Raw genomic sequence first — 25,088 nt, forward strand, 5'->3', positions numbered from 1 at the left:
TTATAATTACTTTCCAAATGGTTATGTATGGGGAGAAGTCTTTATCAAATATACTGACGGACTCGTACGCAGAGGGCTGACAGGTTACCTGCTGTATCATGTCGCGGATTTTTTGAATATCCATATCGTGTGGACAGCCTTCATATCGCTTGTGTATATCCTGTTTTTCATAAAGTCATATGCTTTCATCAGAAAAAATGTAAGCTATTTCTTTACGATAATTCTATTCTTCTCCCCAGCCCTGCTGGCATTCCTCGTTAAAGACCCTGACCTCTACGGCCGCAAGGACATCCTCTTTCTGACCCTGCTGGTCATCATCATGGCAAAGGCCGGTGCCATCATCATCTCGCCGGAAAAACAGGGGAAGGCTTGGCTGGCCATTACTTTGTGCTATCTTGTGGCCTTTCTTATCCACGAGATAACACTGTTCTTTTCCCTGCTGCCAGCCCTGCTCGTCCTGCGCGCCAATGAAAGACACAAGCTGCTTACGACGGCAACTATCGGCATCGTTTTTTTATTGAGCGTCCTTTTTGCCATCCATTTCCAAGGGACAGCCGCCATGCGCGAAGCCATGTTCCACGACTGGCAGACACTCATCCCGGATTTCACCACACAAGGGGGCATGCGCTTCATCGGCAAAGATCTTTCTTCCCATGCCACGCCCTTCCCCTGGCTCCAGAACCATAGCTTGCGCCATTCCTACATTATTGCCTGGCTGCTGGCTCTGCTCCCTCTGGGCCTACTCATGTACGTCTACCGCTTCCATACGGTCTGCACGGATGTCCTTGGCCGGAGCATGACCTGGCTTGCCTATGGATGCGCCATCTTCCCTGCCGTGATCCTGACCTTCATGATCAACGACTTTGGCCGAACGATCTCATACAGCTGTCTGATGTTCCTGTTCTTTGCCCTGCATATCCTGCGCATCTATCGTGACTGCCACGGGGATCTGCCGGTCCGCCCCTGTTTCACGCAGCTGCATTTTGCGAATGCGCCTGTCCTCATCGGCAGCCTGTATTACCTGCTTTGCTGGAAGCTCTATCATTATGTCCCGTTGAGCATGGAGCCCCGGATCATCTCCCTATCATTCTGATTATCTTCCCGGGAATCACGGGAAGGCGTACCACGCGACGACATTGCGGTATGGTAAAGGGAGGACTCTTCCCCGACATCCGGCATCCCCCCGAGCCAGGAGCGGATCTTTCTCCGAAAATCCCTGCCTACACAGGGAAAACATACAAAAAAGGGCAGCCCGAAGGCTGCCCTTTGACAATCAGTGTATCCCCGGTCCGGGACGAATCTGGAGCGGGAACCATGGTGGGCGTCATCCCCGCCATGCCCCGGATCATGCCGGGAACGCTCCAGCGAAAAAGCCCTAGGAGCGGGCCATCTCCACCAGTTCCTTGCGGGTGAAGAGGGAGTGCAGTTCGTAACCGGCTTCCTTCAGCTTTTCGCGGCCGCCTTCTTCACGGTCCAGGATGCAGCACACGGCCACGATGTCCAGACCGGCGGCGCGCACGCGGTCACAGGCCTTGAGCAGGGAGCCGCCGGTGGTCACCACGTCTTCCAGCATGGCCACTTTGTCGCCGGGTTTGAAGTTGCCCAGGCCTTCCACGAACTGGCCGGTGCCGTGGTCCTTGGCTTCCTTGCGCACCAGCAGGCCGTTGAGGGGACGACCCAGTTCATGCGAGATGGCGGTGGTGGCGGAGACCAGCGGGTCGGCGCCCATGGTCATGCCGCCCACGCCCACCACGGGCACGTCCTTGAGCAGGTCGTTGAACAGCGTACCGATGAGCCAGGAACCTTCGGCATGCAGGGCGGTCACGCGGCAATCGAAGTAATAGTCGCTGCGACGGCCGGAAGCCAGGACGAAGTCGCCTTCACGGTAGGACTTTTCCACCAGCAGGCGGGCCAGACGACGCTTGATCTCCAGGATGGACTGCTGCACGGGAGCCTCCTAATTGCCGAAGACGCGCTTGTAGATGACGTCTTCGTATTTAAGATAGTAGGTGGGATCGAAAAGTTCGGCCAGCTGGGCATCGCCCAGACGTTCATGCATGTCGGGATCGGCGCACACCAGCTCGGGGAAGGGCTTGCGGGTCTCCCAGCTCTGCATGGCCAGGCGCTGCACGGCCTCATAAGCCTTCTGGCGCGGCAGGCCGGTGGCGATGAGGGCGGTGAGCACGCGCTGGGAGAAGTACAGGCCGTAGGAACGCTCCATGTTCTCCTTCATGCGCTCGGGCTTGACCACCAGGCCGTCCAGCAGGCGGCACAGGCGGTTGAGCACGTAGTCGGCCAGGATGGTGGAGTCGGGCATGATGACGCGCTCCACGGACGAATGACTGATGTCGCGCTCGTGCCACAGGGCCTGGTTCTCCATGGAAGCCACGGCATTGCTGCGGATCAGGCGGGCAAGGCCGGCCATGTTCTCGGCGGAGATGGGGTTCTTCTTGTGCGGCATGGCCGAGGAGCCCTTCTGGCCCTTGGCGAAGCCTTCTTCCACTTCCAGCACCTCGGTGCGCTGCAGATGGCGCAGCTCCACGCACAGGCGTTCGATGCCGCCGGCCAGGATGGCCAGGGAGGTGAAGAAATGGGCATAGCGGTCACGCTGCACGATCTGGGTGGAGTGCGGGTCCACGGCCAGGCCCAGACGGGTCAGGGCCTTTTCCTCCAGTTCGGGAGAAAGGAAGGCGTAGGTGCCCACGGCGCCGGAGATCTTGCCCACGCGCACGCTCTCGATACCGGCCTTGACGCGCTCCAGATGGCGCTGGAACTCGGCGTGGAAGCCGGTCATCTTGAGGCCGAAGCTGGTGGGTTCGGCATGGATGCCGTGGGTGCGGCCCATGCAGAGCACGCCCTTGTGCTTGCGGGCCAGGGCTTCCAGAGAAGCCAGCACCTTTTCGATGTCTTCCACGATGAGCTTGCCGGCCTGCATGAACAGATAGCCGTTGGCGGTGTCCACGATGTCGGAAGACGTACAGCCCAGATGGATGTAGCGGGCGTCGGGGCCCACCTTTTCTTCCAGCGAAGTAAGGAAGGCGATGACGTCGTGACGGGTGGTCTGCTCGATCTCGAGGATGCGGTCCACGTCGATGTCGGCCTTTTCCCGGATGGTCTTCACGGCCTCGGCGGGCACGCGGCCCAGTTCGGCCCAGGCCTCGCACACGGCCACTTCCACAGCCAGCCAGGCGCGGTAACGGTTCTCCAGGGTCCAGATGCGGCCCATGGCGGGCCGGGTGTAGCGCTCAATCATAGGTACCTCACGCGGAAGGGGTCGACGAAGAGGAGGTGGAAGAACCCGAGCCTCCGGAAGTGCTGCTGGCAGTGCTGCCGGAAGAAGTGGAACTTGTCGACGAGGAGGCGGAAGAAGAAGGGGTGGACGTGCTGTTCTCGTCCTTGATGCCCTTGCGGTAGCCGTAATCGCTGACATACCAGCCGCCGCCCTTGAGCACGAAAGACGTGTGCGACATGACCCGCGGCGAGGGGGTGCCGCAATCAGGGCAGGGCTCCTGTGCCTGCATGTCGGTCACATGGGTCCATTCTTCAAAGACTTTCTGACAGTTGGGACACTGATATTCGTAGATGGGCATAGCTATAACGCAAGAACGGCCACGACAGCCCCTTTTTTTGTCCGGGGCCATCGGCCGTTGTGCTGAAATTCGCGGCTCCCCGCAGGGAACCGGCAATGAACTGTCCGCGGAAACTAGGCCTTGGCGGCCTTGGCTTCACGCACGCGCTGCTTCAGACGTTCAGCGCGACGATGACGGCGGCGATCCAGTTCCTTTTTACGCTCAATTTTCTTGTGAGCCATGATGTCCTCCACGGGGGTGATGCCCCCATTAATTTTTGGTAGAAAAGCATATCCCAAAGGTTCCGCAAAGTCCAGCCTGCAGAACGAAGACCACGGCCCCGCCCGCGCCATCCCTGCCTTGCTGCTCCCGCTGTGCGCGCGGGCACACCCGGGGAGGCCCCGTTGCCAGCGCCCCGCTTCTTTCCTACACTGCGCGGTCATGTTGCAATCCACAGTCGCCCCATCCGCCGAATGAGCTTTAGCCGTTGCGACGCAGGAAGCTACGGATAAAGACAGCAATGTGTTACGCGGCAAGACAGCCCATGAAAGCGCTGTCGCTATCCGTAAGCCCGCTGGTGCGGGCAACGGCTACCGCCTCCGCGACCGGCGGATAGGGGGCGTGCGGATCGCCCCTCCCTGAAGGGAGAAGTTACGGAAAAGGATTTCATCGGCTTCGCCGTCTTGTCAAATTCCCTTTTCCCCCTGAAGGGGGAGGTCTCAAACCACAAAGGAATTCTTGATGAAGAAAGTCATCATCTATACGGACGGTTCCTGCCTGGGCAATCCCGGCCGGGGCGGCTGGGCCGCCATCCTCTGCCTGGTGGGCAGCACGGCCCGCCGCGAGCTGGTGGGCGGCGCCCGCCTGACCACCAACAACCGCATGGAACTGGGCGGCGTCATCGCGGCCCTCTCCGCCCTGCGCGAAGCCTGCGAGGTGGACCTCTACACCGATTCCAAATACGTCTGTGACGCCGTGGAAAAAGGCTGGCTGGCCGGCTGGCAAAAGCGCAACTGGATCAAGAGCGACAAGAAGCCCGTGCTCAACGTGGACCTCTGGAAGCAGCTCCTGCCCCTGCTGCGCACCCACAAGGTCACCTTCCACTGGCTGCGCGGCCATGCCGGGCACCGCGAGAACGAACGCTGCGACGAACTGGCCCGCGCCTTCGCCGCCGGTCCCGACCTGCCCGAGGACACGGGCTTCACGGCCGCCCAGGCCTGATCCCGCGCCCTGCCCATGAACGATATCCTTTCCCCTGACACTCTGCATTCCCTGGCCCTGCTCTGGAAAGGCCTGCTCTGGCCCCTGCTGCGTCTGCTGCTGGGCCTGTGCGTGGGCCTGCTGCTGGCCAATCTGCTGGAGGCCCTGCGCTGGACGCGCCATCTGGCCCGTCTGGCCACCCCGCTGGCCCGGGCCGCCCATCTGCGCGACGTGGCGGGCGCGGCCTTCTCCCTGGCCTTCGTCTCCCCGGCAGCGGCCAACGGCCTGCTTTCCGAAAGCCACCAGAAAGGCGAGATCGACGGCCGGGAACTCATGCTGGCCAATCTGTTCAACAGCTTCCCGGCCTATCTGGTCCACACGCCCACCATCTTCCTGCTCACCTGGCCCGTGCTGGGCTGGCCCGCCGTGGTCTATGTGGGCCTGACCCTGCTGGCCGCCGTGGGCCGTACCGGCCTGACCATCGCCTTTTCCCGCCGCCTGCTGCCCGCACCGCCGCAGGGCTGCCTGGCCTGCACGGCCGCCGCCGACGGCGAGACCGGCTGGCGCGCCGCCGCCCGCAAGGCCTGGAAGCGCTTCCGCCGCCGAGTGCCCAAGCTGGTCTGCTTCACGGTGCCCGTCTACATCATCATGTATCTGTTGCAGCGCTACGGCCTGTTCACCGCCGCCGAGGAGTGGCTGGCCATGCACATGGAATGGCTGGCCTTCCTCAAGCCCCAGGCCATGGGCATCATCGTGCTGCATCTGGCCGCCGAGCTGGGCGCGGCCCTGGGCGCCGCAGGCAGCGTGCTCCAGACCGGCGGCCTCGAGGCCCGCGACGTGGTGCTTGCCCTGATGGTGGGCAACATATTGTCCACGCCCATGCGGGCCATCCGCCACCAGCTGCCCGCCTACGCCGGTTTCTACCGCCCGGCCCTGGCCCTGCGCCTGATCCTGGCCAACCAGGGCCTGCGCGCCGTCAGCATGGCCGTGGTCACCCTGCTGTACTGGTGGGTGGCGTTTTAGTAAGGAACAGACGAGGGGGAGAGGGAGAACCGTTTTGGAAAACGGTTCTCCCTCTCCCCCTCGCGCTCCCCCTTTCCCTTCCCAAAACTTTCAGCAGGGGCAAGAGAGGAGAAAGACAGCCTGCCTTTCCTTCATACCGAGACAGGTATTGTCTGCTCTCCGGGCTCCGGAAAGACACCAGCGCGCATATGACTCAAGGCATCGCCCGCCCGGCATTCTTTGCCATAGTGGCCGGACTGTGCCGCCAGGGGCTCTCGGTATGCCCTGTCCTTCCTGCCGTCCTTCACATCCTGCCTGCCGGAGAGCCGGATGACAGGGCGGAGTCCCCCTTCTAACGCACAAGAGAATCGCCGCGTACCTCTACGGAATGACCGGCCCCACCGTCGAACAATACCGAAAAATCCCCCTGTGGCCTGTTCAGGGTCACCTCACTGTTGGAGTCCAGACGGGCCTCTTGCAAAACAACGCCGCTGCTGTCCCGCACCACGATCCTGATACCCGTTGCCGACGAACCGTCCGAGTAACCGCCCTGGCAGGTGAACGTCCCATCAGCGTTGTCAAAACAGTTCAGCAGGGCACTGTGCGCTGCCGCAGGCGATGCCTGTGCCCCCAACAGGGCCGCTACTGCCAGAATGAAGAGAAGATTCTTCATTGTTCCTCCTCCTATGCTTGCATTATTGACATTGAATTTCTTTTTCATATAGACCTGTCAAAAAAAGAGCAAGGAGGAGGTATGCGATTTCCCCCGGTCTGCGTGGACCATCTCCGGCACGCCTATGGAAAGCACAAGGTCTATGAAGATCTGTCGCTCTCTTTTGAGATGGGCAAGATTTACGGTCTGCTGGGCAAGAACGGCGTCGGCAAAACGACGCTGATCAAGATAATCATGGGCTTTCTCAAGCCGCTGGGCGGCAGCTGCCGTATCTTCGGGGACCCCGCCCATGCCATACGGCCCGCTACCCGGGAGAGGGTAGGCCTGCTTTTTGAGCGCCACCTTGCCTATGATTTCTTCACCATTGCCCAGGTCGAACGCTTTATGGCGGCTTTTTATCCCCGCTGGAAAGCGGAACGTTATCATGCCCTTGTGGATGTCCTGGGCCTGCCCTCCACGCATCGCATCGCCCATATGAGCGAAGGGCAGCGCTCACAGGTCGTTTTGGGGCTCATGCTGGCCCAGGATCCGGACCTACTGGTACTGGACGACTACTCACTGGGCCTTGATGCCGGTTACCGGCGTCTCTTTGTGGACTGCCTGTGCGAATTTTTGCGTGACGGGCGGCATACGGTCATCCTTACGTCCCATGTCATCCAGGACATGGACCGATTTGTGGATGAAGCCATCTTTCTCCGGCGCGGCGGCGATGCCCTGAAACTGCCCCTTCGGGATTTCATGGACACGTTCCGCTGCTATCGCCTGCAGCACCGGGACGTTCCTGACGCCACTGCCCGTGACCGGCTGGACGCCCTGGCCTGCGGCAGGCATCCCCTGCCCGATGGTCTCATCAATGCAGAAGCCCACAGTGACCATTATGAACTGTTCGGCTTCGTCACGGCCTCCGGCATGGCCGAGGCCCTGGCCCGCACTGGCCTGTCCCTGTCCCCGGCAACCATGATCCCGACAGCCATGAACCTCGAAGATGCCTTCATCGGCTATACCGGCAGGAGGTAGCGGGATGATAGTTTTGCTGCGAAGCATCTTTTTCAAGGAATTTCTCAAGACCCGCGCGGGCATGGCCCTGCTGTGCGCGGGAAATCTGGCCTTCATGACCTGGCTTTGGCTGGCCATCCGCCGTCTTTTCCTGCAGGACCATCCCGAAATCGTCTGGTACAGGGTGCTGGACCTGGGTCAGATCCCCTACGCGCCTCTGGCCTACCTTCCCCTGTGCAGCGCCCTTGTCTTCTGCTGCTTCCAGTTCCTGCCGGAAATGCGTGACGAGCGCTTCCGCATCTCCCTGCATCTTCCCTGCGGCATGGCTCCCCTGATACTGGCCCATCTGCTGTTCGGGCTCCTTTTTCTGACGCTGCTCTATGGCCTCGATGCCCTCATTCTCGTCCTCCTCTGCCATAGTGCGTTCCCGCCTGAGGCGGCCCGCCTGGCCCTGCTGACGACTGCCCCCTGGTTCCTCGCGGGCCTGTATGCCTATCTGTGCCTTGCCTTCTGCCTTCTGGAACCCCAACGCAAGGCCCGGCTCCTCGGCGTGATGCTGGCGGCGGGCATCTGCCCTCTCCTGCTTGCCCGGGCAGCTCCCGGAGCCTTCGCCCCCAGCCTGCCCTTCTTCGCAGCGGGCCTGCCTGTCCTGGCCGCGGGCCTGCTGCTGCCCGCCCTGAACTACCGGCACAGGAGAATCGAATGATGCGTGCCGCAGCCCTGCTCTGCCTTACCCTAATGTCCGCTCTTATCCTGTCCTGGGGCCTGCCACAGCTCTATGACATGGCCCTGCTCAAATCGCTGGACAAAACACATGCCTTCTTCAGTCCCGTGCTGAAAAAATTCATTTATACGGAACAGGTCCACGGCGAGGACGAAAAAGCCGCCCAAAAATCCGACGGACACCATGCCGATATCGTCTACAAGGACGAAGACGGCGGTTACCATGACCGGCTGGAATTCGAGGCGGCCCTGCCCTTCATCTATTTCCGCAACATGGAGGCCCGCGGGCTGCTCCCCGTCCGCCTTGAAGGCAGGATCCTGCAACGTGAGGATATCGAGCGCTCACGACGGGTCCTGGAACTGCCCGCACGCCAGCTTGACGGCAAGGGGCCTGCACGGGAATATCTGCCCCTGCTGGAAGCCGATCCTGGACAGGTGGCGCTGGTCTACCCGGACGACCGCTTCCGCCTGACGGCAACAGGGATGCAGTTCCTCAACGCCGACAGCAACACACCGGACCAGGGCCTGAGCAGGCGTTTTACCGACGCTCTGCTCGCGGCGGGATTCCGTTTTCCCGCCCGACATGTAGGGGGGAACTTCACCACCTTCAAGCCATATGAGGGGGGCGTCTTTCTGGTGGACGGGACAGGGGCGCTCTTCCACCTGCTGCGATACCATGACCAGCCGCGAGTGACGGCCGTGCCATTACCGTCCGGCGTCACGCCCCGCCACGTTCTGGTATCCGAAAGCCGGGAACGTCGCTGGCTGGGACTGATGCTGGATGATGAGAAGACCGTCTGGCTCATGAAGGAGCGCGGAGCCGGACTGCCGCCGGCATTGCTGCCGCTGTCCATACCGCATTACGAGCCTGACAGCATGGATTGCAAGCTCATCTTCGATCCCCTCTACCTCACGGCCGTCGTATCGGACGCGACACACCTGCATGCCGCTGTCTACAGGCTGCCGCAGGCACTGACGGACACGCCGCTTCTCCCGTTACGGACCTTTTCGCACCACATGTCCCGTGCCCAACGCGTCTGGCAGCATCACCTTGCCGACACCATCTTCCCCTTCCGCCTGACGTTCACCCATGAAGACCGGGAGTCCTTCTCGCCCGAGATCACGCTCTCTCCCCGCTGGGCTTCCCTTGCCCTGCCGTTCTGCCTGGCACTGGCCCTGCTCCATGCCCTGCGTCTCGCACGGCGGCATGAACTCACGGGCAGCCGCTGGCTTGAGGTCGGCATGATCCTGGGGGGCGGCATCTTCAGCCTGATCCCTCTGCTGCTCCTTGACGAACGGAGCTGATGCCGGCAGGGGCCCCCTGTTCCTGAAAGGCGGGACAGCCTGGCTGTCCCGCCTTTCTTTTGCCGGCCGTAACGCCCCGTGGAAGCGTAAAGGCGGCACCTTCTATCTCTGCTTGCCGAACTGCCGGGCGCTCTGCCGCCCCGGGAGCCTGTCCCGGACGGTACCGGAGAGGCAGACGGACACCGCCTTCGTCGGATGCGCCGGGACTGCCGGACGGAACCACGGCCGCAAGACGGCGCGAACGCCCTCGCGCGCATCCGGGGCATCCGTCCGCCGGGGGCGGCCTTTCCTCCGCTGCAAGCTTCCGCCACGACGGCAAAAAAAGGGCCGGGGCAGGGATCCTGCTCCGGCCCTTTCGCTGAAGGAGGGCGCCGTAAGGCCGCAGTCGGGGCACGGACCACCCGTGCCCCTTGCGAATGAGTGCTGTGCTCGGATGAGCTACTTCATGTCGACGGCCTGTACCCAGATCACAGCATCCTGGGACAGTTCCTTGCCGTCGTGCTTCTTGTCGGGACCGACACCGAGGGCCGCAAAGCCCCACCAGCCGGCCTTGGGGATGCCGAAGGTGAAGACGCCGTTGGCATCCGTCATGATGGCCTGCGTCACCATGACGCCATTGGGATACTTGACGGAAGACTTGGCCGACAGGCCGTTCTTCTTGAGGTTCGGCTCATGGCTCATGTATTCCACTTCCACCTCGGCACCGGCCACGGGTTTGCCGTTGGAAAGCACCTGGCCCTGGAAGACGTTGCCCGTCCACAGGCCGTAGGGCTTGGCCAGGGGCACGATCTCGCACGGCAGGCCCGCCGGCGTGTTCCAGTTGCCGGGGATGCCGCCCACGTTCACCAGCAGCTTGGTGATCTGCTGCATATAGACGTCTTCTTCCTTCTCATAATAGTAGCCGGGCACCATGACGAACATGTAGTCACCCATGCTGCGCAGCTCCTTGCGCGGCACCAGGGCGGAGAAGGCCGGGGCGCTGGAGTCCGGGTTCTTCCAGGTGATCTCCTTCAACAGGGGTTTGAAGTCGATCTTTTTGGCCTCACCGTCACCGCGCTGGTGCAGGGCATAGAATTCCTTCACGCCCCCCATGTCCATCATGTGGCCGGCTTCGGCAGGGTGGGTGAAGACGATGCGGAAATCCAGATCGGCGGCTTTTTCCAGAGCGGTCTGCGGCGTATAGGCCATCATGAAATGGGCCTGGGCGGGGGCGGCAAGCAGCAGGGCGCCGGCAAGGCCCAGCGCGGCAAAGGACATTTTTTTCATAGCAACCTCGTTTATGTTTCTGTGGGACGATCCGGGCTACTGCACGATCTTCTTGCCGTCGAGCTCGATGGAATGGCCCTCACCGCCATCGAACATGACCTTGTAGTCCCCTTCGGGCTTCGGGAAGGAGACCTCGCTGTTGCTGTCCAGCTTGAGCTCCCGCAGCACGTCGCCCTTGGCGTCCTTGATCTTGATGCTCACGCCCGAAGCGGACGAGCCGTCAGAATATCCCCCCTGGCACGAAACGGTCCCGTCACCATTGTCGAAGCAGTCGAAAATGGCGCTGTGGGCAAAAGCCGCGCCGGGCAGGGCCACCGCAGCGGCCAGGGCCAGGGAAGCAAACAACCTGAACATAGATTTCCTCCTCATGCACAAACAGGGTTTGGGGTTATGGACGGGCGGGACCGGCAACGGGGCCGGGCTTTTGCTGTTCCTCCCCGGCCGGTACCAGTGCCAGGAGCAACAGCAGGACAAGGCAGAAGCCGTAGTAGGCCCACATGGCTTCAAAGCCGCTCAGGCCGAGCCAGGATCCGCCTGTGAACACCAGGGTGGCCACCATGAGGCCGACGGTCATCTGGAAAAGGATGGAAAAGAGCATCCAGCGCGTGGACAGCGTCTGTGTCTTCACCATGATGGCCGCAGGCACGCACGGCGGGTAAAGAGCCATGAACAGCATGAGCGCCAGGGCATGCAGGGGCGTGAAACCGCTCACCGAGGCCATGCCTTCGCCGATGCTCATCCCGTCCAGGCCATAGATGGCGCCCAGCGTCGCGGCACTGTTCTCCTTGGCAGCCAGGGCGGAAAGCAGGGCCACGTTGATGCGCCAGGTGAAGCCCGCTCCGGCAGTGACGCTTTCCAGCGCCTTGCCGGCACGTCCCAGGAAGCTGTCCTCGAAACGTTCCTGGCGGATCTCGCGCCGCAGGGTCTTGCGTTTGCCGTCGATCTTGCGCAATTCCCCGGCCAGCAGCTTGCCGTCCTTGCCCTGACGCAGGGCCACGGCGGCATAGACGGGGTTCTCTTCCAGGGCGGCCTGGTTGACGGCATTGGCCTCGGCCTGCGTCAGGCCGCGTTTCCGCTCGCGAAGATCCTCCTGATAGAGCAGGAGCGGTACGATGTCCGCGGCCTCAAGACGCCCCTTGAACGAGGTCTTGTCCACCGCTGCCAGGAAGGCCTGCTCAAGGGCCTTCTGCTGCCCCTCATAATGGGCGAGCCGTTCGGCCGGCAGATCGGGGAAATTGATGAGGGCGAAGATGATGACGGCCACGGCCACCACAACGGAACCGATCTTGCGCAGGAACATCCAGATGCGGTCCACGGTCTGGCGGATGACCCCGTAGACCGACGGCATGTGGTAGATGGGCAGCTCGATGATGAACGGGGCGGGGTTGTGCCCGCGCAGCAGGGTCAGGGAAAGGATCTTGGCCACGATGAGGCCCATGAGCAGCGTCACCGTCCCGATGAAGAACATGGCCCAGCCCGCGTGGCTGCTGAAAAAGGCCCCCACCAGCAGCAGATACAGCGGGACTTTGGCCAGACAGTTCATCATGGGCACGATGAGGATGGTGGCCATCCTGGCCCGCTCATCGGGGATGGCACGCGTGGCGATGACGCCGGGGATGGCGCAACCGCCCACATAGACACCGCCGAGGATCAGGGGCAGCGTGGACTGGCCGTGCAGGCCGAAACGGTGGAATATCCTGTCGAGGATGAAGGCGATGCGCGCCATGTAGCCGGAATCCTCAAGGATGGCCACCAGGGCGAACATGATGACGAAGATGGGCAGGTAGTTCAGCACTGCCGTGATGCTTTTGACGATCCACAACCCCAGCGCCGTCAGGACGGGATCTTCCAGAAAGCCCTGCTGCGGCAGGACGGCGGCGGCCCAGACCTCCAGCTTGCCCCAGACCGGCCAGACCTGGGCGGCCAGATAATTGCCCAGCGTGACGGAGGCCTGGTAAAAAACGAACAGTATCCCCAGCAGGATGAGCGGGCCCCAGAAACGGTGGCAGAGGACGGCATCCACCTTTTCCGTCACCGAGGTGACGAACTCCAGGCGTTCCGAGCAGCGTGCCGCGATGTCCCGCGCCTGGGCGAAACGGGCATGGGCGATGCTCCTGACCATATCCTCACCGTGCCGCGTCGCCCAGGACTCGCGGCATTGGCGGGTCAGGGCGGCGATGCGGCCGTCTTCCGTATCCACGGAAGCGAGCAGCCCCTCGGCAAGGCTGTCCTGCTCCAGCAGCTTGATGGCAAACCAGCGGGAAGGATAGCCCTTGACCCCTTGCCGGGGCAGCAGGCGCGAGATTTCCCGGATATCCGTTTCCAGCTCGCCGTAATCGACGATCTCCGCGCTGCCGGAACGGCCATGACGCGCGGCGATGGCGCTGTACAATTCCTGCTTCCCGATCCCCTTGCTGGCCTGGGCCCGGATGACCGGGATGCCCAGCGCCTGGGAAAGGGCATCGGCATCCACCCGTATCCCCCGCTTCGCCGCCACGTCCATCATGTTCAGCACGGCCAGGGTGGGCCGCCGCATCTCCAGAAGCTGCAGGCAAAGATACAGGCTTTTTTCCAGCGTCGAGGCATCGAGCACCGCCACGATCTGTGCCGGATCCTCTTCCACGATGAACTGCCGGGCGGCCATCTCCTCCGGCGACCAGGAAGCCAGGCTGTACGTCCCGGGCAGGTCCACCAGCTCGACGCGCGTGTCGCCGCACACGAAACTTCCCGCCTTTTTCTCGACGGTCACACCGGGGTAGTTGGCCACATACTGGCGGGCGCCGGTGAGCATGTTGAAGATGGTCGATTTGCCGCAATTGGGCTGCCCGGCCAGAACGGTAAGGATCTGTTCCATGACTTGGCTCCTTACCTTGCCGGGCACGGAGAGCAGGAATCCAGCTCTATATGCCTGGCCTCACCGCTGCGAAGTGCCACATGATAGGATCCGATCTGCACGTGGATAGGATCCTGGAGTGGTGCACGCCTTACAAACAGAAAGCAGATACCCGGACAAAATCCCATGTCACTGAGGCGTTGCCCCAGCATACCTTTTGCCGTGACCCGTTTTACCGTGCACCTGGACATGGAGTGGACGTCGTCAAGAGTCATACAAGATCCTCCTCAGCGGCAGGTAGGCCCCGCACGACTCAAGTATATGATGAAAATGAAATTCAATGTCAATATGGCCACGAGAGGAAAATTTATGATTTAATTATAACATTATGTATTTATTTATTTTTTTATTCCATAATCCGCAAGGCTGATTCCTGATTCCCTGAAAACTGCAAAAAGATCCGCTGCCTTACAGTATCCCTGACGCCCAGCGCATGTCCGGCACATGGACAAGACGGACAGAACAACGTATGTATGCTGAGCTTTCCTGTCCCCGGCCCCGCATCTTTCCCGGAAATCCATCCCGGGAGGGCTGCCCCGCCGCCCGGGACGTCACTGCAGAACGGCTTTGCCGGTGCGGCCACGAGGTCCCGGCAACAGGCCTCGAAGGAACTAGCCATGAGCGAGACTCCCCGCCACATCCACTGCGTCAAACCCGAACACACCGGCGCGCGCGTCACCGTGCGCCTCCAGCCCGAGGACCACTGGCTCTCCATCCCCCGCCCCAAGACCTCCCGCCAGCTGCTGACGGCCCTGGGGCTGGCCGAAGAATGCGCCCTGGTGGCCCGCGACGGCGAACTGCTCACCCCTGACCGCCAGATCTGGCCCAACGACGAGCTGCTGGTCCGCAAAGTCGCCAGCGTGGGCTAGGCCCGCGGAGACCGGTCATGCCCGCGCGTGGCGCCATCCTCGCCTACGTCAGGGAAAAGTTCGGCACGGAACCGGAATACCCCTGGGCCCGGTATCCGCACTATGCCGTCCTGCGCCACCAGCAGGGACGAAAGTGGTACGCCCTGATCATGGACGTGCCCCCGGACCGGCTGGGTCTGGCCGGAGACGGACCGGTGGAGATCATCAACCTGAAGTCCGACGGCGTCCTGGATCTGCTCATCAGCGGGACGCCGGGCATCCTGCCCGCCTACCATATGGACAAAAGGCACTGGGTCTCCATCCTTCTGGACGGGGGCATCACGCCCGAAGAGCTGTTCGCGCTCATCGACGCGAGCCACGCCCTGACCGGCGGCAGAGCCGGCGGCCCCCGCCGCCACAGGATGCCCCTTGCCAAATGACATCTACGGGGCCGGGGAGGCCCCCTGCCCTTCCCGCCCCTCATATCGACATTTGACCCGTTGCATGGTACTTGCGGCAGATGTTCGATTTTGCATTCAACGCACAGCGTTTCGCTGTCTACCTGATCCCCACCCTGCTCGGCATCATCATGCATGAAGTGGCCCACGGCTGGATGGCCTCCCGCAAGGGGGACCAGACCGCCCGCTTCATGGGCCGCCTGACCCTCAATCCCGTCTCGCATTTCGACGCACTGGGCGCGGCCGTGTTCCTGCTCACCAGTCTGGGCACGGGCTTCATCTTCGGCTGGGCCAAGCCGGTGCCGGTCAATGTGCGCAACCTGCGCGACCCCGCCCGCGACATGATGTGGGTGGCCCTGGCCGGGCCCGTGACCAACTTTTTGCTGGCCATCGGCTTTGCCCTTGTCCTGGGCGCCGTGGTGGCCATGCTGCCCAGCCCCGACATCTCGGACACCACGCGCTACTTCCTGCTCATGCTGGTGGCCGGGGTGAACATCAACCTCTGCCTCGCCTGGATCAACCTGCTGCCCATCCCGCCGCTGGACGGCAGCAAGATCGTGGCCTATTTCCTGCCGCCGCGCGCCGCCTGGGCCTACATGAGCGCCGGGCGCTACGGCTTCATCATCCTGGTGCTCCTGCTGGCCACGGGCCTGTTGGGGCACATCCTCGGGCCTCTTATCGGCGGGGGCAGCGACCTGCTGCTTTCGCTTGTCGGTATCAAGTAAGTAACGGAACTTCTAAAGGAATCTTGAAATGAGCACTGTTCGTCCGCGTACGGTTTCGGGCATGCGTCCCACCGGGCCGCTCCATCTGGGTCACTACTTCGGCGTCCTCAAGAACTGGGTGGAACTCCAGCACACCGAGGAAGCCTATTTCTTCGTGGCCGACTGGCACGCCCTGACCAGCGATTATGCCGACCCCTCCAACATCGCCACCAACGTGGAAGAGATGGTCAAGGACTGGGTGGCCGCCGGGCTGGATCCCGAAAAGTGCGTCATCTTCCGCCAGAGCGCGGTCAAGGAACACGCCGAGCTGAGCCTGCTGCTCTCCATGATCACCCCCGTCTCCTGGCTGGAACGCAACCCCACCTACAAGGAACAGCAGCAGCAGATCACCAACAAGGACCTGGGCAACGCGGGCTTCCTCTGCTACCCCGTGCTCATGGCCGCGGACATCCTCATGTACCGTCCCCACGGCGTGCCCGTGGGTGAAGACCAGCTGCCCCACATGGAGCTGACCCGCGAGATCGCCCGCCGCTTCAACTACCTTTATGGCGGCGACTTCTTCCCCGAGCCGCAGGCCATGCTCACCCCCGCGGCCAAGTGCCCCGGCCTGGACGGCCGCAAGATGTCCAAGAGCTACAACAACGGCATCTTCCTGCGTGACACCATGGCCGACATCGAGCCCAAGGTGCGCGGCATGTTCACCGACCCGGCCCGCCTGCGCAAGAGCGATCCCGGCAACCCGGACGTCTGCAACCTCTTCCCCTACCATGTGCTGCTGGCCAGCCCCGAAGAGCAGGCCGAGATCCGCACCGGCTGTACCGGCGCCAGCTTCGGCTGTGTGGAATGCAAGAAGCGCTTCCTGAAGAACCTGGAGGCCTTCCTGGCTCCCCTGCAGGAACGCCGCGCCGCCCTGTCGGCCCGTCCCGGTGCCGTGGCCGAGATCCTGGCCGCCGGCAACGAACGCGCCCGCGCCTTCGCCTCCGCCACGCTGGCCGAAGTGCGCGCCAAGATGGGGCTGTAAACGCCTTGAAATGGGTAGGTATTGATTACGGCCTGGCCCGCACGGGCCTGGCCGCCACCGACCCGGAAGGCATCATGGCCTATCCGCTGACCACCATCCGCCTGGCCGACTACGCCAACCGCAAGGAATTCCTGGCGGCGCTGGCCGGGCGGATACTCGAGGAGCGCCCCGACGCCGTGGTCATGGGCCTGCCCCTGCTCACCGACGGTACCGAGAGCATGACCACCCGGCAGGTGCGCAACGTCACCGAGCGCCTCAAGCGCCGCGTGCCCCTGCCCTTCTATTTCATGTCCGAGCTGCTCAGCTCCGAGGCCGCCGAGCGCGAACTGCGCGAGGTGGGCCGCACGGGCCGCCGCTGCAAGGCCGTGCTGGACCAGCAGGCCGCCGTGCGCATCCTGGAGTCCTTTCTTTCCCTCAGCCCTGACCAGCGGAGGCCGGCATGAAGACCGTACTGCGCATCGTGGCTGTCCTTGTCCTGCTGGCGGCGGCCGCTGCCGGCTGGGCGGGGTACGAGGCCTGGACCTTCCTCAAGACGCCCCCGGCCACACCGGGGCAGGAAGCCTTCTTCGACGTGGAACCCGGCGCCAATGTGCGCCGTGTGGCCGACAAGCTGGAAGAACGCGGCCTCATCACCGATGCGCGCAAGTTCCTGCTGCTGGCCCGCTACAAAAAGTGGGACAGCCGCCTGCAGGCCGGCCGCTTTGCCCTCAATACGGGCTGGCTGCCGGAACAGGTGCTGGATACCCTGGTCAACGGCCAGCCGGTGCTGTTCCGCGTCACCGTGCCCGAAGGCCTGACCTGGTGGCAGACCGCCAAGGTGCTGGAAGAGGCCGGGCTGGTGCGCTTTGAGGATTTCCGGGCCATCATCACGGACCCGGCCTTTTTGCGCCACTACGGCATCCCCTTCGATTCGGCCGAGGGTTTCCTCATGCCGGACACCTATCTGCTCAAGAAGGCCGACGTGCCCGACAAGGCCCAGGCCCGTGCCGTGGCCGGCCGCATGGTGGACAACTTCTGGCGCAAGGGCGACGCCCTCTGGCCCGACGGCAAACGCCCCTCCCGCGACGAGCTGCGCCGTCTGGTGATCCTGGCTTCCGTCGTGGAGAAGGAGACCGCCTTTGCCGACGAGCGGCCGCGCGTGGCCGGCGTCTATGCCAACCGTTTGCGCATCAACATGGCGCTCCAGGCCGACCCCACGGTCATCTACGGGCTGGGGCCCAACTTTGACGGCAACCTGCGCCGCCGCCATCTGGACGACGCCAACAACATCTACAACACCTACCAGCGTCCCGGCCTGCCGCCCGGCCCCATCTGCTCGTTCGGCGCCAGCGCCCTGGCCGCGGCCATCACGCCCGAAGAGCACAAGTACCTCTATTTCGTGGCCATCACCGACGGCGGCCGCCACGCTTTTTCCACCAACCTCGACGATCATAACCGCGCCGTGCGACAGTACCTCAAGAACCGTCGCGCCCAGCGCCAGCAATAACAGGAAGGCAGGTCATGAAGTATTTGATCATGGAAGATTTTTCCGGCCAGCCCGTGCCCTTCATCTTTCCCCGCCGCGTGGACCACGCCGACATGCGCGACCAGCTCCCCTACGGGCAGGTCATCTCCGCCGGTGTGGTGGAACACGGCCCCGAGGGCTTCGTCTGCCACGGCGGCAACGCCGAACTCAATGTCAAAGCCCGGCCGGAGGAAGACGCGGCCATCATCACCGAGGCCCTGCGCGTCCGGTAAGGCCATATCCGCGAAGGACGGGGAAGGATCTTTGAGGGGGGAACCCCTCATCTCTGCTGTCGATGCCCGTAGCTTCCTGCGTCGCAACGGACACGGCCCTGCGGGCCGCCATCCGGTCGCTGCTAGCGCGAGAGGGGTTCCCCCCTCAAACTCCCCCTTCCCCAGCGCGCTTTCATCACAGGACATCCCTCCTCCAGCTCATGGGAGGGCATATCCCTGTCAAAAACAAACGCGCCCGCGAGAACTCCGTCTCGCGGGCGCGTTTTATTTTTTCCGGGGAAAATATCCTCCCCCTTCATCGGGGCGCCGGGAAGGCCTTCGTATACCGGCAGCGACGGGAGGAGGCCCTACCCGTTGCACGATGCAGAAAGCTGCGGGCATCGACAGCAAAATGAGGGGATTCCCCCAAAAAACATCACGCTCAGCGGTCAAAAAAGCCGCTGACCGTCCCTTCCAGCATCCCGGCCCCGCCAAAACCGTGGGCGTCCAGCACCTGCATGACCCGCGGCCGCAGGCCGTCAGGCAGCACGGCCGCCTGCAGGACAGGCTCCGGCGTCAGGCGCAGGCGAAAATCCCCCAGGCCGGGCAAGGCGGCCAGATCGGCCTCGGCAGCGGCCAGACGGGCCAGCAGGGCCGGTTCCGGGCTCATGCCGTAGGCCAGCCGGGTCAGCAGACAAGGCCGGGCGGCCTGCTGCGGGTCGTCCAGGCCCCAGGACGCGCCCAGATCGCGCAACTCCTGTTTGTGGAGCCCGGCCAGCGCCAGGGGCGAGAGTACGCCCGCCTCGCGCACGGCCCGCTGCCCAGGCCGGAAGGCGGTCAGATCGTCGGCATTGCTGCCGTCACAGAGGATGCGGCAACCGCCCGCGGCGGCCAGGGCGTCACGCAGACGGCGCATGAGGGCCCGCTTGCAGGCATAGCAGCGCTCCCGGCTGTTCACCGCCACTTCGGGCAGGGAAAGGGGATCGTGCCGCACTTCCAGCAGGGGCAGCCCTTGCGCCCGGGCCCAGCGCCGCGCCGCCTCGCTCTCGGCCTGCGGCACATGCGGCCCCGTGGCGTGCAGGGCCAGCACGTCGCAGCCCGCACGCCGCAGGGCGAAACAGAGGAAACGGCTGTCCAGCCCGCCGGAAAAGGCCACGGCCAGCGGCCAGTGCCGCAGCACGGGCAGCAGGGCCTGCCAGCGGGCTTCGGGAGCTACCACGTCAGGCGGACCTTGGCGCCCTTCTCGGCCATGACTTCCTTGCACTGGCGGATGGTGTACTGCCCGTAGTGCACGATGGAAGCGATGAGCGCCGCCGAGGCGCCGCCCTTGCTCACGGCATCGTACATATGTTCGGGCGCGCCCGCGCCGCCGGAAGCGATGACCGGGATGGACACGGCGTCCACGATGGCCCGGGTCAGGGTCAGTTCGTAGCCGTCACGGGTGCCGTCGGCGTCGATGGAGTTGACGCAGAGCTCGCCCGCGCCCAGTTCCTGGCATTGGCGCGCCCACTCGATGGCGTCGATGCCCATGCGACGGCGGCCGCCCTGGATGACGATCTCGTAGCCGGAGGGGATGCTCTCGCTCACGGGCACGCGCAGCACGTCCATGCCCACCACGATGGCCTGCGAGCCGAAAGCCGCCGCGCCGTCGGCCACCAGATCGGGATTGCGCACGGCCGCGGAGTTGATGGAGACCTTTTCGGCCCCGGCGTTGAGCACGGCGCGCATGTCGGCCACGGACGAGATGCCGCCGCCCACGCTGAAGGGGATGAAGATCTGCGAGGCCACGCGCTCCACCACGTCCAGGAAGATGCCGCGTTCCTCGGCCGAGGCCGTGATGTCGTAAAAGACGATCTCGTCCGCACCTTCTTCATAGTAGCGGCGGGCGCTCTCCACGGGGTCGCCGATGTCCACGTTGCCCTGGAACTTGATGCCCTTGGTCAGGCGGCCGGCGCGCACGTCCAGGCAGGGGATGACTCGTTTGCTAAGCATGGCGCACCTCGTCGCAGTAATCGTAGAAATTGCGCAGCACGGTCAGGCCGGGACGGCCGCTCTTTTCCAGATGGCACTGCACGGCCCACAGGCCGTCGCGGCCGTAGACCGAGCAGAACTCCTTCCCGTAGACCGTGGTGGCCATGACCAGCTCGGGCGCGGGCTCCACATAATAGCTGTGGACGAAATAGAATTCCGCACCGGGCTCGATGCCGTGCAGCAGACGGCCCGGACGCACCACATCGAGGCTGTTCCAGCCCATATGCGGCACGGGGGCGGGGCTGCCGTCCTCTTCCTTCATATGATCGGGGAAGCGCACGCAGCGGCCGGGCACGATGCCCAGGGTGCGCACGTCGTTCTCTTCGCTGTGCTCCAGCAGGATCTGGCAGCCCAGGCAGATGCCCAGCAGGGGCTGGCCTTCGGCCACGGCACGGCGCAGCACGCTGTCCAGACCGGCGGAGGTCAGGGCCTCCATGGCCTGCCCGGCGGCGCCCACACCGGGAAAGATGATGCCCTGGGCCTGCTCCAGTTCCGCAGGATCGGCGGTGATGCGGCAGGGGATGCCCAGATGTTCCAGCGCACGGCGCACGCTGGTCTGGTTGCCTGCCTTGTATTCGAGAATGGCGAGCATGAAGAAATCCTTTGCTGCACGGTGATGGGAAAGCCTGAAATATACGCGTTTCGCCCGGCACAGGCAATGTGCCCCCGGGGGACGCGCTGCGTGACCGGGCCGCAGCCCCGGCCCTGCGGGGCCGGAGGGCCGCCGCATAGCCAAATTTATCACTATTTTATACAAAATAGTGATTAAAATACCCTGAAAAATCACGCTTATTTTATTTTTATCTCTTTATTTTCAATAGGTTAATAAAAAAATAAAACGTGACAAAAATATCCATATCAGTTTACTCTGCTTTTACCCCGTCGCACAACCTGTGGAGGTGGTCCATGTTCTTTCCCGTTTCCGGTATCGAGTGTCACCCCCTGGTGCCCGTCCTGGCGGCCATGGGCATCTCATTCGTCACGTCCATGGGCGGCCTGTCGGGAGCCTTCCTGCTCCTGCCTTTCCAGATGAGCTTTCTGGGCTACACCAGCCCCGGCGTCAGCGCCACCAACCATCTTTTCAACGTGCTGGCCTGTCCCGGCGGCATCGTGCGCTATGCCCGCGAAGGGCGCCTGCTCTGGCCGCTGGCCCTGACCGTGGCCGTGGGCACCCTGCCCGGCATCGTGCTGGGCTCGCTGATCCGCGTCTACTGGCTGCCGGACGAGAGCCGTTTCAAGGTCTTTGCCGGTCTGCTGCTGCTCTGGATCTTCTGGCGCATGTTCCGCGACCTGCGCAGGCCCGCCGCGCCCGCCCGCAAGGGGGGCGGCATGGCCCGGATCCATGTGGAGCGCTGGGACCGGTCCCGCCTGGTCTTCACGTTCGGTGAGGCGCGGCACTCCGTCAGCTGCCCGCGCCTGGCGGCCCTCAGCCTGGGCATCGGTCTGGCGGGCGGCATCTACGGCATCGGCGGCGGCGCCATCCTTTCCCCCTTCCTGGTCAGCATCTTCGGCCTGCCCGTCCATGCCATCGCCGGGGCCCTGCTGCTGGGCACCTTCCTGGCCTCGCTGGCCGGAGTGCTGGGTTATGGCTTCCTGGGCCTGTTCTCCTCGCTGGACGGCATCGGCGCCGATCCCCTGCTGGGCCTGCTGCTGGGCCTGGGCGGACTCATGGGCAGCTATCTGGGGGCGCGCTGCCAGCGCTTCGTGCCCGCGCGCCGCATCAAGTGGGGGCTGGCCCTAATCCTGCTCTTCACGTCCCTGCGCTATCTGTGGCAGGGATTCTAGCGGCCCGTACCGCCCGGCCGGCACGCCGGTATGACGCACCGGGACAGGAGAAGTGCGTCCCGTAAGCCTCCGGCGCCCGTTTTCCCTTGCCCTGCCGCCTGAAAAAAGCCATCCTTCCGCAGTCGGGACATGGATGCCCCTGACCGGATGCCGTCGCCCTCCTCGGGGCACGCCCGGAAAGGAGGCCGCGTCCCGCCCTACCGGCAGGCGGGGGCGCCTTGCGCCCTTCTGTCCCCACAACGTGCCAGCCCGGGGAGGCCCCACCGGAGCCGTCCCCCATCGAAGGAACGTCATGAATCCCTCAGCTTCCCTGCCCATCGGCATCTTTGATTCCGGCATGGGCGGCCTGACCGTGCTCAAAGCCATCTCCGGCCGCCTGCCCGGCGAGAACCTGCTCTACCTTGGTGATACGGCCCGCCTGCCCTACGGCACCAAAAGCCGCGACACCATCATCCGCTACACGCTCAAGGCTGCGGGACGCCTGGTGGACGAAGGCGTCAAGATGCTGGTGGTGGCCTGCAACACCGCCACCTCCGCCGCCCTGCCGGAACTGCGCGAACACTTCGCGCCCCTGCCCGTCCTCGGGGTCGTGCGCCCCGGTGCCGAGGCCGCCGTGGCCGCCAGCCGCAACAAGCGCATCGTGGTCATCGCCACCGAAGCCACCATCGCCGGCGGCGCCTACCAGCAGGCCATCGCCTCCCTGTGCCCCGAGGCCCGCGTCCAGGGCAGGGCCTGCACCCTTTTCGTGCCCCTGGCCGAGGAGGGCTGGATGGACGGCCCCATCGTCGAGGGCATCGCCAGCCGCTATCTGGGCGACCTGTTCTCCCCGGGACGGCCCGACAGGCCCGACACCCTGGTGCTGGGCTGCACGCACTTCCCCCTGTTCCGCGAAGCCCTGCGCCATGTGGTAGGCGATGACGTGCGCATCGTGGATTCGGCCGAGACCGCCGCTGTGGCGGTGGAGAACCGCCTGCGCGAGCTGGGTCTGCTGCGCGGGGAAGACGCCCCGGGCTCCCACCGCTTCATGACCACGGACAACGTGCTGCGCTTCATCCGCACCGGCAGCCTTTTCCTGGGGCACCCGCTCAAAAGCGCCGAAGTCAGCCTGGTGGACCTTTCCTGACCATCCGCTGATGCGTCCCGGGGCCGCCTCGCCCGAAAGCGATGCGAAAAGTATGCCCGAAAAGGCTCTGATGCCCGGAAAACTTTGATATATGGGCATTTTCCATTGACACGGGCCAAGCCCATAACGTATGGATGCCCTGTCTGGCCTACAGATTGAAACCCGAAACTCTTTTTTTGGAGTATAACTATGACCAAAGCTGAGCTTGTTGAAAAGATCCATGCCAAGGCCGGCCTGCCCACCAAAGCCAAGGCCGAAGAAGCCCTCGACGCCGTCGTGGCTGCTCTGCGCGAAGCCCTCGCTTCCGGCGAATCCGTGACCTTCACCGGTTTCGGCAGCTTCAAGGTGGTTGAGCGCGCCGCCCGCAAGGGTCGCAATCCCCGCACCGGCAAGGAAATCACCATCCCTGCCAGCAAGGTTGCCAAGTTCACCCCCGGCAAGGGCCTGAAGGACGCCATCAAGTAGTATTTCGCTCAGCGGATCCGGCGGCGTCCTCTTCTGGAGGGCGCCGCTTTTTTTATGGTCCGCCGGGCTCTCCGGCAGCTTGCCCTTTGCGCTCCGGGCCCAAAAGTGCTATATGCTTCTGGCTGTTCTGACGGGCAGGCCCTGCGCCGTGGCCCGACAGCCCGCAGACGAAGCACCGCCCAAAGCCATGGGCCCTGCACGCAGGGTTGGCGCAGGAGGCGGCGCGGTCTGCTCCGCACGGAGGGGTGGCAGAGCGGTTGATTGCGGCGGTCTTGAAAACCGCTGAAGGTTCACGCCTTCCGGGGGTTCAAATCCCTCCCCCTCCGCCACGTGCTGACACTAGGGCGTTCTGCTTCCGGCAGGGCGCCCTTTTTTCATATCTCCCGGCCATGCCGGGAAAACCTTTCTTGCCGAAGATGGCCGGACGGCCGCGGTTCCCGCGGCCCTTCCCGGCCAAGGAGACGCTATGGAACACAAGACCCTTGTAGATGCTGTGGTCACAGCCGAATGGGAAATGTTCAGCAACGTGCAGAACGTGGGCGGCAAGGCCTCCTGCCAGATGGATCCCAAGACCTTCCGCATCATGCGTTCCAGCCAGATGGACAACTGGGACGACGAACTGCTGGGCAGCTATCTGGAAGACCTGCTGAACGCCCGTCTGGAAGGGCGTAACCTGGTCACGGAAAAATACGCCCGCATGATGGAATCCACCTTCCCCGAGGAGTACGCCCAGCTGGCCGACAGCCTGCCGCCGCTGGACCCCGAAGCCATGGCCCAGGTGGACGACATCGTGGCCGCTCATGTGTCCTGGAAGGAAGACCTCGACAGCCGCTTCCCCTCGCTGGCCGACAGGGGCCGCCCCCTGCGCAGCCGTGACGACCGTCCGGGCTGGGTCTCCATGGAGACCTACCTGCGCGCGGAACTGCGCACCTATTCCCCCAAGACCATCGCCCTCTATCATCGGGCCACCATGGAACGTCTGCGCAAGGGCGAAAGCGAAGCCGAACAGAACCTGCTCCATCAGGTGCAGCAGTACGGCTTTGAGGACATCGAGAGCGCGGAAAAGCATTTCAGCGCCCGTCGCTGAGGCCACCGACAGCGCCTGGCGTCGCCCCGCCGGGAGCCGTCCCGACGATGCGCTTTCGGCAGGGGCACTGCCGCTCTTGAAAAGGCTGCGCCTTCAAAGCCCCGGGAGGAACAGGCTCCGGCCTCCCCCCTGGGGATGGGCATCTGCCCGGCGAACCTCTTGGACTTGCCGGGGCTCGCCATGAGGGCTGAAAATCAAAAGA

28 protein-coding genes and 1 tRNA gene are annotated in these 25,088 nt (G+C 63.7%); 18 read left to right on the forward strand and 11 right to left on the reverse strand.

Annotation, left to right across the window (positions count from 1 at the left end; all coding sequences use genetic code 11):
* Positions 1–1,093 (forward strand): hypothetical protein (locus tag ACQRAG_RS06190; RefSeq protein ID WP_427805289.1); only part of this gene is annotated, 1,093 nt, incomplete at its 5' end.
* Between the two features lie 282 nt (positions 1,094–1,375).
* On the opposite strand, the gene pyrE is transcribed toward ACQRAG_RS06190, so the two are convergent.
* Genes pyrE through ACQRAG_RS06205 form a run of 3 tightly spaced genes read right to left on the reverse strand, consistent with a single transcriptional unit; the run spans position 1,376 to position 3,590 of the window.
* Positions 1,376–1,936, reverse strand: coding sequence for an orotate phosphoribosyltransferase (gene pyrE / locus ACQRAG_RS06195; RefSeq protein ID WP_040369879.1), 561 nt, complete (start codon positions 1,934–1,936; stop codon positions 1,376–1,378).
* 21 nt (positions 1,937–1,957) lie between these two features.
* Positions 1,958–3,253, reverse strand: a complete 1,296-nt coding sequence (gene purB, locus ACQRAG_RS06200; protein WP_168934734.1) for an adenylosuccinate lyase — start codon at positions 3,251–3,253, stop codon at positions 1,958–1,960.
* 7 nt (positions 3,254–3,260) lie between these two features.
* On the reverse strand, positions 3,261–3,590 hold the full coding sequence (locus tag ACQRAG_RS06205; RefSeq protein ID WP_168934733.1) for an FmdB family zinc ribbon protein: 330 nt from the start codon (positions 3,588–3,590) through the stop codon (positions 3,261–3,263).
* Positions 3,591–4,310: 720 nt separating this feature from the next.
* Here ACQRAG_RS06205 and rnhA point away from each other — a divergent pair.
* Positions 4,311–4,790: a ribonuclease HI gene (gene rnhA / locus ACQRAG_RS06210; protein WP_168934732.1), complete on the forward strand. Its 480-nt coding sequence runs from the start codon at positions 4,311–4,313 to the stop codon at positions 4,788–4,790.
* A gap of 15 nt (positions 4,791–4,805) precedes the next feature.
* Entirely contained in the window at positions 4,806–5,792 is a 987-nt protein-coding gene (locus ACQRAG_RS06215; protein WP_204625504.1) for a hypothetical protein, read from the forward strand.
* Positions 5,793–6,123: 331 nt separating this feature from the next.
* Here the strand turns inward: ACQRAG_RS06215 and ACQRAG_RS06220 are convergent, their stop codons facing one another.
* Complete coding sequence (locus ACQRAG_RS06220; protein ID WP_006007205.1) at positions 6,124–6,444, reverse strand: hypothetical protein; 321 nt, start codon at positions 6,442–6,444, stop codon at positions 6,124–6,126.
* Positions 6,445–6,525: 81 nt separating this feature from the next.
* On the opposite strand from ACQRAG_RS06220, the gene ACQRAG_RS06225 reads away from it, so the two are divergent.
* From ACQRAG_RS06225 to ACQRAG_RS06235, 3 genes are read left to right on the forward strand one after another with little or no spacing between them, the layout of a single operon-like run.
* The gene (locus tag ACQRAG_RS06225) at positions 6,526–7,461 is read left to right on the forward strand and encodes an ABC transporter ATP-binding protein (RefSeq protein ID WP_204625503.1); all 936 of its coding nucleotides are present in this window, start codon (positions 6,526–6,528) and stop codon (positions 7,459–7,461) included.
* Between the two features lie 4 nt (positions 7,462–7,465).
* Positions 7,466–8,146, forward strand: a complete 681-nt coding sequence (locus ACQRAG_RS06230; RefSeq protein WP_427803793.1) for a hypothetical protein — start codon at positions 7,466–7,468, stop codon at positions 8,144–8,146.
* Complete coding sequence (locus ACQRAG_RS06235; protein ID WP_427803794.1) at positions 8,143–9,468, forward strand: DUF4857 domain-containing protein; 1,326 nt, start codon at positions 8,143–8,145, stop codon at positions 9,466–9,468. The genes ACQRAG_RS06230 and ACQRAG_RS06235 overlap by 4 nt, the downstream gene beginning before the upstream one ends.
* A gap of 438 nt (positions 9,469–9,906) precedes the next feature.
* On the opposite strand, the gene ACQRAG_RS06240 is transcribed toward ACQRAG_RS06235, so the two are convergent.
* Genes ACQRAG_RS06240 through ACQRAG_RS06255 form a run of 4 tightly spaced genes read right to left on the reverse strand, consistent with a single transcriptional unit; the run spans position 9,907 to position 13,842 of the window.
* Positions 9,907–10,734, reverse strand: coding sequence for a DUF4198 domain-containing protein (locus tag ACQRAG_RS06240; protein WP_006007198.1), 828 nt, complete (start codon positions 10,732–10,734; stop codon positions 9,907–9,909).
* A 36-nt stretch (positions 10,735–10,770) separates the two neighbouring features.
* Complete coding sequence (locus ACQRAG_RS06245) at positions 10,771–11,088, reverse strand: hypothetical protein (protein ID WP_006007196.1); 318 nt, start codon at positions 11,086–11,088, stop codon at positions 10,771–10,773.
* A gap of 34 nt (positions 11,089–11,122) precedes the next feature.
* Entirely contained in the window at positions 11,123–13,588 is a 2,466-nt protein-coding gene (gene feoB, locus ACQRAG_RS06250) for a ferrous iron transport protein B (RefSeq protein WP_297158225.1), read from the reverse strand.
* Between the two features lie 11 nt (positions 13,589–13,599).
* Positions 13,600–13,842: a FeoA family protein gene (locus ACQRAG_RS06255; protein ID WP_300705507.1), complete on the reverse strand. Its 243-nt coding sequence runs from the start codon at positions 13,840–13,842 to the stop codon at positions 13,600–13,602.
* Between the two features lie 402 nt (positions 13,843–14,244).
* Here ACQRAG_RS06255 and ACQRAG_RS06260 point away from each other — a divergent pair, with 402 nt between their 5' ends.
* The 7 genes from ACQRAG_RS06260 (at position 14,245) to ACQRAG_RS06290 (ending at position 18,416) form a co-directional block, all read left to right on the forward strand.
* Positions 14,245–14,496 carry a hypothetical protein gene (locus ACQRAG_RS06260; RefSeq protein ID WP_050760298.1) on the forward strand — a complete coding sequence of 84 codons (252 nt, stop codon included), beginning with the start codon at positions 14,245–14,247 and terminating at the stop codon, positions 14,494–14,496.
* 17 nt (positions 14,497–14,513) lie between these two features.
* Positions 14,514–14,915, forward strand: coding sequence for an MmcQ/YjbR family DNA-binding protein (locus ACQRAG_RS06265; RefSeq protein WP_412625975.1), 402 nt, complete (start codon positions 14,514–14,516; stop codon positions 14,913–14,915).
* Positions 14,916–14,995: 80 nt separating this feature from the next.
* Positions 14,996–15,658 (forward strand): site-2 protease family protein, encoded by a 663-nt coding sequence (locus tag ACQRAG_RS06270; protein ID WP_168936427.1) that lies wholly within the window; start codon positions 14,996–14,998, stop codon positions 15,656–15,658.
* Positions 15,659–15,686: 28 nt separating this feature from the next.
* Entirely contained in the window at positions 15,687–16,679 is a 993-nt protein-coding gene (gene trpS, locus ACQRAG_RS06275; RefSeq protein WP_427803795.1) for a tryptophan--tRNA ligase, read from the forward strand.
* A 5-nt stretch (positions 16,680–16,684) separates the two neighbouring features.
* Positions 16,685–17,122, forward strand: a complete 438-nt coding sequence (ruvX, locus tag ACQRAG_RS06280) for a Holliday junction resolvase RuvX (protein ID WP_006007180.1) — start codon at positions 16,685–16,687, stop codon at positions 17,120–17,122.
* The gene (gene mltG / locus ACQRAG_RS06285) at positions 17,119–18,165 is read left to right on the forward strand and encodes an endolytic transglycosylase MltG (RefSeq protein ID WP_427803796.1); all 1,047 of its coding nucleotides are present in this window, start codon (positions 17,119–17,121) and stop codon (positions 18,163–18,165) included. The genes ruvX and mltG overlap by 4 nt, the downstream gene beginning before the upstream one ends.
* A gap of 14 nt (positions 18,166–18,179) precedes the next feature.
* The gene (locus ACQRAG_RS06290) at positions 18,180–18,416 is read left to right on the forward strand and encodes a hypothetical protein (RefSeq protein WP_006007176.1); all 237 of its coding nucleotides are present in this window, start codon (positions 18,180–18,182) and stop codon (positions 18,414–18,416) included.
* A 421-nt stretch (positions 18,417–18,837) separates the two neighbouring features.
* Here ACQRAG_RS06290 and ACQRAG_RS06295 read toward each other — a convergent pair whose 3' ends face one another.
* The 3 genes from ACQRAG_RS06295 to hisH are packed head-to-tail and all read right to left on the reverse strand — an operon-like array spanning position 18,838 to position 21,018.
* Positions 18,838–19,614, reverse strand: a complete 777-nt coding sequence (locus ACQRAG_RS06295; protein ID WP_427803797.1) for a PP-loop family protein — start codon at positions 19,612–19,614, stop codon at positions 18,838–18,840.
* A complete protein-coding gene (gene hisF / locus ACQRAG_RS06300; RefSeq protein ID WP_168936431.1) occupies positions 19,608–20,387 on the reverse strand; it encodes an imidazole glycerol phosphate synthase subunit HisF in 780 nt (259 codons plus the stop codon). The genes ACQRAG_RS06295 and hisF overlap by 7 nt, the downstream gene beginning before the upstream one ends.
* Positions 20,380–21,018, reverse strand: coding sequence for an imidazole glycerol phosphate synthase subunit HisH (hisH, locus tag ACQRAG_RS06305; RefSeq protein ID WP_006007168.1), 639 nt, complete (start codon positions 21,016–21,018; stop codon positions 20,380–20,382). Before hisH ends, hisF begins: the two co-directional genes overlap by 8 nt.
* Before the next feature lie 314 nt (positions 21,019–21,332).
* Between hisH and ACQRAG_RS06310 the strand changes: the two genes are divergently transcribed.
* From ACQRAG_RS06310 to ACQRAG_RS06330, 5 genes are all read left to right on the forward strand, one after another.
* On the forward strand, positions 21,333–22,211 hold the full coding sequence (locus tag ACQRAG_RS06310) for a sulfite exporter TauE/SafE family protein (RefSeq protein ID WP_297138788.1): 879 nt from the start codon (positions 21,333–21,335) through the stop codon (positions 22,209–22,211).
* 292 nt (positions 22,212–22,503) lie between these two features.
* A complete protein-coding gene (gene murI / locus ACQRAG_RS06315) occupies positions 22,504–23,334 on the forward strand; it encodes a glutamate racemase (RefSeq protein WP_204625495.1) in 831 nt (276 codons plus the stop codon).
* A 189-nt stretch (positions 23,335–23,523) separates the two neighbouring features.
* Entirely contained in the window at positions 23,524–23,799 is a 276-nt protein-coding gene (locus tag ACQRAG_RS06320) for an HU family DNA-binding protein (protein WP_006007160.1), read from the forward strand.
* Positions 23,800–24,038: 239 nt separating this feature from the next.
* Positions 24,039–24,128 (forward strand) — tRNA-Ser (locus ACQRAG_RS06325).
* 137 nt (positions 24,129–24,265) lie between these two features.
* Positions 24,266–24,886, forward strand: coding sequence for a DUF4125 family protein (locus ACQRAG_RS06330; protein ID WP_204626362.1), 621 nt, complete (start codon positions 24,266–24,268; stop codon positions 24,884–24,886).
* Positions 24,887–25,088 lie beyond the last annotated feature (202 nt).

The organism is Desulfovibrio sp. SGI.230 (assembly GCF_050313065.1).
Lineage (GTDB): Bacteria > Desulfobacterota > Desulfovibrionia > Desulfovibrionales > Desulfovibrionaceae > Desulfovibrio.

Coding starts and splice junctions, on each gene's coding strand:
- ACQRAG_RS06270 (WP_168936427.1), top strand. CDS start 14,996: ATGTTCGATTTTGCATTCAACGCACAGCGTTTCGCTGTCTACCTGATC.
- ACQRAG_RS06320 (WP_006007160.1), top strand. CDS start 23,524: ATGACCAAAGCTGAGCTTGTTGAAAAGATCCATGCCAAGGCCGGCCTG.
- ACQRAG_RS06330 (WP_204626362.1), top strand. CDS start 24,266: ATGGAACACAAGACCCTTGTAGATGCTGTGGTCACAGCCGAATGGGAA.
- ACQRAG_RS06290 (WP_006007176.1), top strand. CDS start 18,180: ATGAAGTATTTGATCATGGAAGATTTTTCCGGCCAGCCCGTGCCCTTC.
- ACQRAG_RS06215 (WP_204625504.1), top strand. CDS start 4,806: ATGAACGATATCCTTTCCCCTGACACTCTGCATTCCCTGGCCCTGCTC.
- ACQRAG_RS06220 (WP_006007205.1), bottom strand. CDS start 6,444: ATGAAGAATCTTCTCTTCATTCTGGCAGTAGCGGCCCTGTTGGGGGCA.
- hisF (WP_168936431.1), bottom strand. CDS start 20,387: ATGCTTAGCAAACGAGTCATCCCCTGCCTGGACGTGCGCGCCGGCCGC.
- ACQRAG_RS06225 (WP_204625503.1), top strand. CDS start 6,526: ATGCGATTTCCCCCGGTCTGCGTGGACCATCTCCGGCACGCCTATGGA.
- ACQRAG_RS06310 (WP_297138788.1), top strand. CDS start 21,333: ATGTTCTTTCCCGTTTCCGGTATCGAGTGTCACCCCCTGGTGCCCGTC.
- purB (WP_168934734.1), bottom strand. CDS start 3,253: ATGATTGAGCGCTACACCCGGCCCGCCATGGGCCGCATCTGGACCCTG.
- ACQRAG_RS06240 (WP_006007198.1), bottom strand. CDS start 10,734: ATGAAAAAAATGTCCTTTGCCGCGCTGGGCCTTGCCGGCGCCCTGCTG.
- mltG (WP_427803796.1), top strand. CDS start 17,119: ATGAAGACCGTACTGCGCATCGTGGCTGTCCTTGTCCTGCTGGCGGCG.
- ACQRAG_RS06245 (WP_006007196.1), bottom strand. CDS start 11,088: ATGTTCAGGTTGTTTGCTTCCCTGGCCCTGGCCGCTGCGGTGGCCCTG.
- ACQRAG_RS06255 (WP_300705507.1), bottom strand. CDS start 13,842: ATGACTCTTGACGACGTCCACTCCATGTCCAGGTGCACGGTAAAACGG.
- ACQRAG_RS06260 (WP_050760298.1), top strand. CDS start 14,245: ATGAGCGAGACTCCCCGCCACATCCACTGCGTCAAACCCGAACACACC.
- murI (WP_204625495.1), top strand. CDS start 22,504: ATGAATCCCTCAGCTTCCCTGCCCATCGGCATCTTTGATTCCGGCATG.
- ACQRAG_RS06205 (WP_168934733.1), bottom strand. CDS start 3,590: ATGCCCATCTACGAATATCAGTGTCCCAACTGTCAGAAAGTCTTTGAA.
- feoB (WP_297158225.1), bottom strand. CDS start 13,588: ATGGAACAGATCCTTACCGTTCTGGCCGGGCAGCCCAATTGCGGCAAA.
- trpS (WP_427803795.1), top strand. CDS start 15,687: ATGAGCACTGTTCGTCCGCGTACGGTTTCGGGCATGCGTCCCACCGGG.
- rnhA (WP_168934732.1), top strand. CDS start 4,311: ATGAAGAAAGTCATCATCTATACGGACGGTTCCTGCCTGGGCAATCCC.
- hisH (WP_006007168.1), bottom strand. CDS start 21,018: ATGCTCGCCATTCTCGAATACAAGGCAGGCAACCAGACCAGCGTGCGC.
- ACQRAG_RS06230 (WP_427803793.1), top strand. CDS start 7,466: ATGATAGTTTTGCTGCGAAGCATCTTTTTCAAGGAATTTCTCAAGACC.
- ACQRAG_RS06235 (WP_427803794.1), top strand. CDS start 8,143: ATGATGCGTGCCGCAGCCCTGCTCTGCCTTACCCTAATGTCCGCTCTT.
- ACQRAG_RS06265 (WP_412625975.1), top strand. CDS start 14,514: ATGCCCGCGCGTGGCGCCATCCTCGCCTACGTCAGGGAAAAGTTCGGC.